Source organism: Pedobacter sp. HMWF019, assembly GCF_003061025.1.
Classification (GTDB): Bacteria; Bacteroidota; Bacteroidia; order Sphingobacteriales; family Sphingobacteriaceae; genus Pedobacter.
Map to the genome: position 1 here is coordinate 1 of NZ_QAIL01000044.1, position 7595 is coordinate 7595.

The following is a 7595-nucleotide window of genomic DNA, read 5'->3' on the forward strand; positions in this document are numbered from 1 at the left end:
CCTATATCCAGGATTAGTTTGTTAGCCTTTTTTGGCTTATGTATAGGAAACTATTGGCGTTATAAACAAAGAACCCCGGCTAATCAGTCGGGGTTCTTTGTTTATGCAAATACGCTTTATCAGTTTTGGTATTCTTGATGGAATTGGTCAGAAAACGGGAGTTACCTTTGATGGATCGAAAGAACTTGAACCGCCATTTGGCGGCAACAAACAGGATTTGGCAAGCCGATAATAGTTCACGTAGAATACTAAAACAAGATTTAAAATATGAGATATACACCTATAATCTACATTGCTTTATTGTTCTGTATTGTAAACTTAGCCAACGTACAGATCACATACAATAAACTTCCAGTAATTATTCCTTCAGCTTCTAATGCTGCAGAACTATCGAAATATGGAATCTTAGATGTTGGCTTCAAGCAGGCTATACAAATTTTAAAATCCCTATCTGTGCCTTTGAAGATAACCAATGGAGTATGACTACAGACCTTCAATATAGTAGTACATTCGGGGTGAAAGTAGATCAATCGCTTCAAGGGTAGGCTTAGGTTGGATTCACAATGTTAGTGACGTGGTAATCAGAAATGTAAATGGTAAACCTGACGAGTTCAGTACCCTTTCCTGAGTAGAAGAACTCGAACATATATTTTTTAAAAAAAATATTTATCTGATAATCAATCAATTGATTTATTTTTTTATTCTTTTTTTAAAAAAAACACTTAGTGCAGTCCCACTGCACTAAGTGTTTTTACATTGGCCAATATTATAATATCTAAATATTAGACTATGCAAAACAAAAGAATAATACTGCTTTGTTATTTGATGGCACATTGCTTAGCCGCTGCCGCTCAAAACTTAAACCCAGTAACATTGACAAATGTTACCCCTGTAACACCCGAGGTAGGGAGTTTGGGGAAGTATATTGATATGCCAGTAGGATATTCAACTGGTGTTCCCGAAATCTCTATACCCTTATACACCCTGAAACACAGGGAGCTCGAAATACCGATAGGGCTAAGTTATAATGCTTCCGGAATTAAAGTAGAAGAAGGCGCTACCTGGGTAGGTACAGGATGGAATTTAAATGTAGGTGGCAGTATATCCCGGGTAGTGCATGGATTACCGGATGATTTGGGAGGCTCAACTTCGTATATGAATACGACCAAAACAGCTAAATATATATTGTCTTTACCCGCAAATAATCAAGAACGTTATGAATTACTCTATAATCAGGCAAATTTTGGCTTTCTGGATGTAGAACCAGATATGTATTTCTTTTCAGTCATGGGCTATTCAGGTCAGTTTTATTTTGATCAGGAATTACATGATTTTGTCTTAGCTCCATATCAAAATTTAAAAATAAGCTGTACAAGAGATGCCAACGGGGAAATTACAGGATGGCGGATTGTTTTACCCAACGGTACATCTGCCTATTTCGGTACATCGGCAGATGTACTAAGAACAGGCAGGGAGCGTTTTTTGAATCAGTATGACATTCAACTTACCGGTGGGCTTGCTTCAATGCCAGAAAATCAAACCCATCAGAGTCAGCATTATAGTTCATGGCAATTAATGGATGTTGTTAGCCTCACAAACAGCAACATTAAATATTACTACGATAACAGTAATGCAATGGATTTTGGTAGCGGTGGCGAAACAACAGATATTAAAGGTGCTTCGGGTTGTTCAGAGGCTGACGGGAAAAGACACGCCTCCTTTTATAGAATGCTTTCCAGTAAAGCCATTCTAAAAAAAATAAGTACTGATCTGGGAGATGTCTTTTTCATACAGTCAGCTTTGCAAAGAGCAGATGCCATAGGAGCTCCATTAGGCAGTTCCAAAAGTTTGGATAGCATTATTGTAAAACGCAAAGATGGCAGGCTGATCAAAGCCATCTCGTTTTCCTATGACTATTATAATTCTCCAGCGGTAAACACCCCAGGTTTACAAGTTAGTGATATTGCCAACAAACGTTTAAGGTTAAATCTGGTAAAGGATGGAGATGCTACTTACCAGTTGAAATACAATACGACACCCATAGTAAGCCGGATGTCGCCACAACAGGATTACTGGGGTTATTATAATGGCAAGACGGCTAATCCCGGCTTAACACCCTCTATTGAGACGGGCAATGGAGCTGGCAATGCTGGTGGAGCAGACCGCACGATCGACTTAGCATATGCAAAGGCAGGAATATTAGAAAAAATTATTTATCCTACAGGAGGGAGCACCGAATTTACTTATGAAAGTAATGTAGCCAATACCTTTACACTTAACGGGCTTAGTGAGGGCTATCAATATTCTGGATTGAAAGGGCAGTCCTATGCATTTTATAAAAGCAGTGCTTATGTTCAGGCTAATCCCAGAATATATATAGATTCCTTTACGATTGCTGATATGAAAAAGCCGGGCATGATATTCTTTCAAATACCTGGATATTCAGGTCCATATAATACAATAAAATGTCCTGTAAGAATGGTTATCACAGGAATCACTAAGCCATCTAATAATATGATGTTAAGTGACCTTCAAACGCCATTTATTTTGCAACCTGGTAAGTATAAAATAACAGCTACTATACAACCTACCATTGATTTCCCAAATGCAGAGTTTGCAGTCACTATGAGCTGGTTAGAAAATCCGGATTTAAAAAACATTATTGTGGGGGGACTCAGAGTTGCCAAGATTATTAACTCGGATGCTTTAGGAAATAAGATCGCAAAATCGTTTAAGTATACCAATTTCAATGATTCGACAGTAAGCAGTGGGACTCTTGTAAATTTACCTAATCATAATCCCCTAATTCCTTGTGGTGATGGTGGTCTGCCCGCGGTCACAAGAATTATCAGTAGCAGCACTGCTCCTTTAACAACCACAGATGGTCAGTTTATAAGGTATGAAAATGTAACCGAATATTATGATGAAAATAAATCTTCTTTCAAAAGTGAGTTGACATTTTCAAATGATAATTTGTTTCTGACCATACCTAATAATACATATCCTATTCCGGCTAATACCGGGAGATCCTGGAGGAGTGGGTTATTATTGAACAAAAAAATCTATGAACAAAAAAAAGACCTGAGCTATGGTTTGTTAACTGAAGAACAGAACTATTATAGAAATTACGCGACAAATTATAAAAATACTTTTGGGATAAAAATGACACCAAATGTAATACAATCGCCTGTAAAGACTTTCTCGATCCAACCCGGAATGTTTGTTACAGAATGGTACCTGCTGGATTCGACAGTTACATTTAATTATTCAGGTGGAAATACCTTAAAAACAAAATCGGAGAATTATTATAACAGTAATTATTTGCTTTCTAATACAAGGTTTAGCAACAGCAACGGAAAAACCACAGATAATAAAACCTGGTACCCAAAAGATTATAGTAATGTCCCAGGATTTAATATCAATACATTAATACAAGCCCAGGCCATAAATATCCCCATCAGAAAGGAAATCTCGGTAAACGGTAAAATTACAGGTGGCCAGGCTATTAAGTATAATGCCGCTGCTCAACCCATAACAATGTATCAATACGAGAATGCTGCATTGTCAGATACGGTATTACATGATATAAATTCAATAATCGGGCTTAATTACAATCCTAAAACAGAGGTCACCTATACTGCGCAAAATAACATTTCAACAGTTAAAAATAGTGATGGTGTAACAACGGTGTTTTTATGGGGATATATGCAATCCTACCCGGTAGCTAAAATTGTCAATAGCGATTACACAACAGTGAATAGCGTTATTACGCAAGCACAGATAGATAATGCCATCGCTGCGGGTGATGCCTCACTGAGAATCTTGTTGAATACACTCCGTACTGACAGCAGATTAAAAGATGCACAGGTAACAACTTATACGCATGATCCTTTAGTTGGTATAACAAGTAGTACGGACGAAAAAGGCCAGACCACTTACTACGAATACGATGAATTCCAGCGGCTGAAGAATGTGAAGGACCAGAACGGAAACATCCTGAAAAACAACGTCTATCACTATAAACCCTAACCAGCGCTCCATATGAAAACAAGATCAAAGAACATGGCAAAGCGGATCAAATATTCCTTTGCGGCAGTGGCCTCGCTTTTCCTGGCCTTAAATACGCATGCCCAGGTGCAGGACAACATTGTAAATATTTATAACAACGAAACAGAAATTACAGGTAAAGCGAGCGTCACCTTACAACCTGGTTTTTATATTCCATCTGGTAAAAACGTGAGAATTTACATCACAGGGATCAGTTTTAAGAACTGTGCGACATTTGCCGGTGTACCCAGCGCAAACCAGAATTACATCAGTACCCGGGTTTTTAAAGTTCCGAATGTATCAGATGCAAATATAGATGCCCAGCGGAACGTTTGTGAGGTGAACCAAAGCGTCCAGTATTTTGATGGACTTGGACGTCCGCTTCAAACGGTGACTACTCAAGGCAGTCCAAGCTTTAAGGATGTTGTGCAGCCTTTGGCTTATGATGCTTTTGGCAGGGAAGCCACCAAATACCTTCCTTATAGCACGAGTGGTACAGCTGGAAGCTACAGACCCGATGCTTTAAGCGGAGCTAGTGGCTATAGCACCAGTGCCCAAAAGACATTTTATACTCAGACCGGGCAAAACTATACGACCATCCCGAGCCCCTATAGCCAGACCCTCTTTGAAGCCAGTCCTTTAAATCGGGTGCTGGAGCAAGGTGCCCCAGGAGATATCTGGCAGCCTGCTGCCAGCCGGACCAACTTAGCCGGCAGGACTGTGGTGATGGGCTATGGTACCAATGCCACAGAAGTTAAACTGTGGACAGTGACTGCAAACGGGGCCACATCAGGTACCTATGCTGCCGGGAAGTTATACAAAACAACGACAAAGGATGAGAACTGGGTAGAGGGTAATCTTAAAGGCGGTACCACTGATGAATACAAAGATTTTGAAGACCATGTGGTGCTCAAACGGATTTGGGAAACCGATACCAAATCCCTGTCGACCTATTATGTGTATGATGACCTGGGCAACCTTCGTTATGTATTACCGCCGGCCGTCAACGAGAATGGTCAAAGCCCGATCAGTAGTTTTACCGAGAGTGATGCTGTATTTAAAAGCTTTATCTATGGATATCATTATGACGGCAGAAAGCGGCTTATTGAGAAAAAGATCCCGGGCAAAGAATGGGAGCGGATGGTCTACAACAAACTCGATCAGGTGGTGCTCAGCCAGGACAGTTTGCTGAGCAAGAACAAACAATGGGTATACAGTAAATACGATGCCTTTGGCCGGGTCGTTAGCTCTGGAATTTATACCAATACCACCACGCTTTCCCGGGCTGCATTACAAGGTCTGGTGGACGGGCAAACCATACTCTGGGAAAGCAGGTCAGCAGCAGATTATACGAATGTGGCTTTTCCACAAAATGGAACAGACCCCCAGCTGATCAATTACTATGACGACTACAGTATCCCGGGAATTCCAAATAACCAAAGCAACAGTTACAGCAAGAAGCTTAAAACCCTGCTCACGGCCAGTAAAGTAAAAGTACTGAACACCGCAAACGATTTCCTGTGGACAGTGAACTATTACGATGAAGAAGCCAGAATAGTAAAGATCTATAAACAGCACTATCTTGGTGGAGCGGTGAGTGCGAACAATTACGATGAAATAGAAAACACCTACAATTTTGCAGGAGAACTCACGGCCAGTAACCGAGTGCACCATGCGGGTGCTGCAGTAACCACCATTGCCAACCGCTATGAATACGACCATATGGGAAGGAAACTGGCTTCCTTTGAAACCATCAATGGAGCAGCGGAAGTGGTGCTGAGTAAACTGGATTATAATGAAGTTGGGCAATTGCTGAAGAAATCCGTACACAGTACAGATGGCAGCAATTTTACCCAAAGCAATACCTATGCTTACAATTCAAGAGGCTGGATGACTAAGGTCAATGATCCCAATACCGTGGATGCCAAAACCATATTTGGCATGGAGCTGACCTACGCCGACCGGACCAATGCCTTTAATGGAAACATCAGCGGAATGAACTGGAAAACCAAAGTGCCTGCGGGTCTTGGATTATCAGAAACCAAACAAAACTACCTGTATGATTATGACAATCTAAACAGGTTAACCAAAGCGGGTTATGCGACATCAGGGGCAGTTGATAAGTTCAATGAAGAGCTGAGCTATGATGTGATGGGTAACATCAATACCTTAAAAAGAACCAATGGATCTACGGCATATTTCAATAATTTTGCCTATAATTATACCAACGGAACTGTAAAAGGGAACCAGCTGATGGGAATAACAGATGCGGGTACCGCTGCCCAAAGCAGCAACTACCAGTATGATGAGAACGGAAACCAGAAATCAGACAGCCGTAAAGGAATTACAATCGCTTACAATATGTTGAACCTGCCAAAAACCATCACCAAGACCAGTACAGGAGAAACCCTGAACTACATTTATGATGCGACAGGTCAGAAGTTGAGAAAGGTTTATGGAAGCAGCATCCGGGATTACATAGGCGGTATAGAATACAGTAATAATACGATAGAATTCATTCAGACCGAAGAAGGCAGGGCCATCCCAGGCTCCAGCTATACCTATGAATACATGATAAAAGACCATCTGGGCAATACCAGGGCAATGGTTAAACAGAACGGTGAGATTTCACAGGTGCAGGACTATTATGCTTTTGGACTGGAAATGAATCCCGGTAATGCAAAGGGAACAAGCCCGAATAACTTATACAGGTATAATGGCAAAGAGAAACAAACGGAGCTGAGTTTAGATCAATTAGATTATGGGGCAAGGTTTTATGATCCTGTGATAGGACGTTTTAGTACTATAGATCCTTTAGCTCTATTAAGTAGAAAAAATAGTCCATATAACTATGCTGTTAATAATCCTATTAGATTTATCGATGTTGACGGAATGTATGCTGGAGAAGCTGGCTCATATAAAAAAGGAGATAAAGATTTTGATGATGTTTTAACTTACTATGGTCTTAACAAAAATACAAAATCTGAGGGAGATCAAGATGATCCACCTAAAAAGAAAAAAGGACCTGACACGATGGATTACTATAAAGCAATTATAAATTCTTCTCGCCCTCAGTTTAATGGCGACTATGAAATTCGAGATAATAATGTTGGTTGGCTATTTGACTTTGGAGATCCATCTTTATATAATGAATTTAGGACAGGGACTAGCCCTACTAATTCTGTATTTTTGGATGATAACCCCTTGACTATTGATGTCCGGAATATGAAAGCTGTGTTGGAGTTTCAAAAAATAGTTGAAGATAAGTTAGCGGTCTGGAAATTTTTAAAGAAAGACATATCAAAGTTTTCATATACAAACTATATAGGTAAATTTAACCCTATAAGTGCTGGTTTTAATCTGGCTGCACAATTTATTGGATCTTTTACAGGAGATGCATTTATGTCTTCAAATGGAAATCTGATATTTGTAATTTCTGATGCTAAAACAACTAGATCTCTTTTGTACCATGCTGTAGATGATAAAGCAAGAGTTGGTGGATTGATAAAAACTCCTTATGGTTCTACAGTTCAAAAGTACATATGGAC

At 39.9% G+C, this 7595-nt stretch carries 3 protein-coding genes; all 3 read left to right on the plus strand.

Annotated elements, in window-relative coordinates; all coding sequences use genetic code 11:
- Positions 1–103: 103 nt before the first annotated feature.
- Entirely contained in the window at positions 104–232 is a 129-nt protein-coding gene (locus DBR11_RS30505) for a hypothetical protein (RefSeq protein ID WP_255564053.1), read from the plus strand.
- Between the two features lie 593 nt (positions 233–825).
- On the plus strand, positions 826–4029 hold the full coding sequence (locus DBR11_RS03320; protein WP_158275194.1) for a hypothetical protein: 3204 nt from the start codon (positions 826–828) through the stop codon (positions 4027–4029).
- A 12-nt stretch (positions 4030–4041) separates the two neighbouring features.
- Positions 4042–7595 (plus strand): DUF6443 domain-containing protein (locus DBR11_RS03325; protein ID WP_108550200.1); only part of this gene is annotated, 3554 nt, incomplete at its 3' end.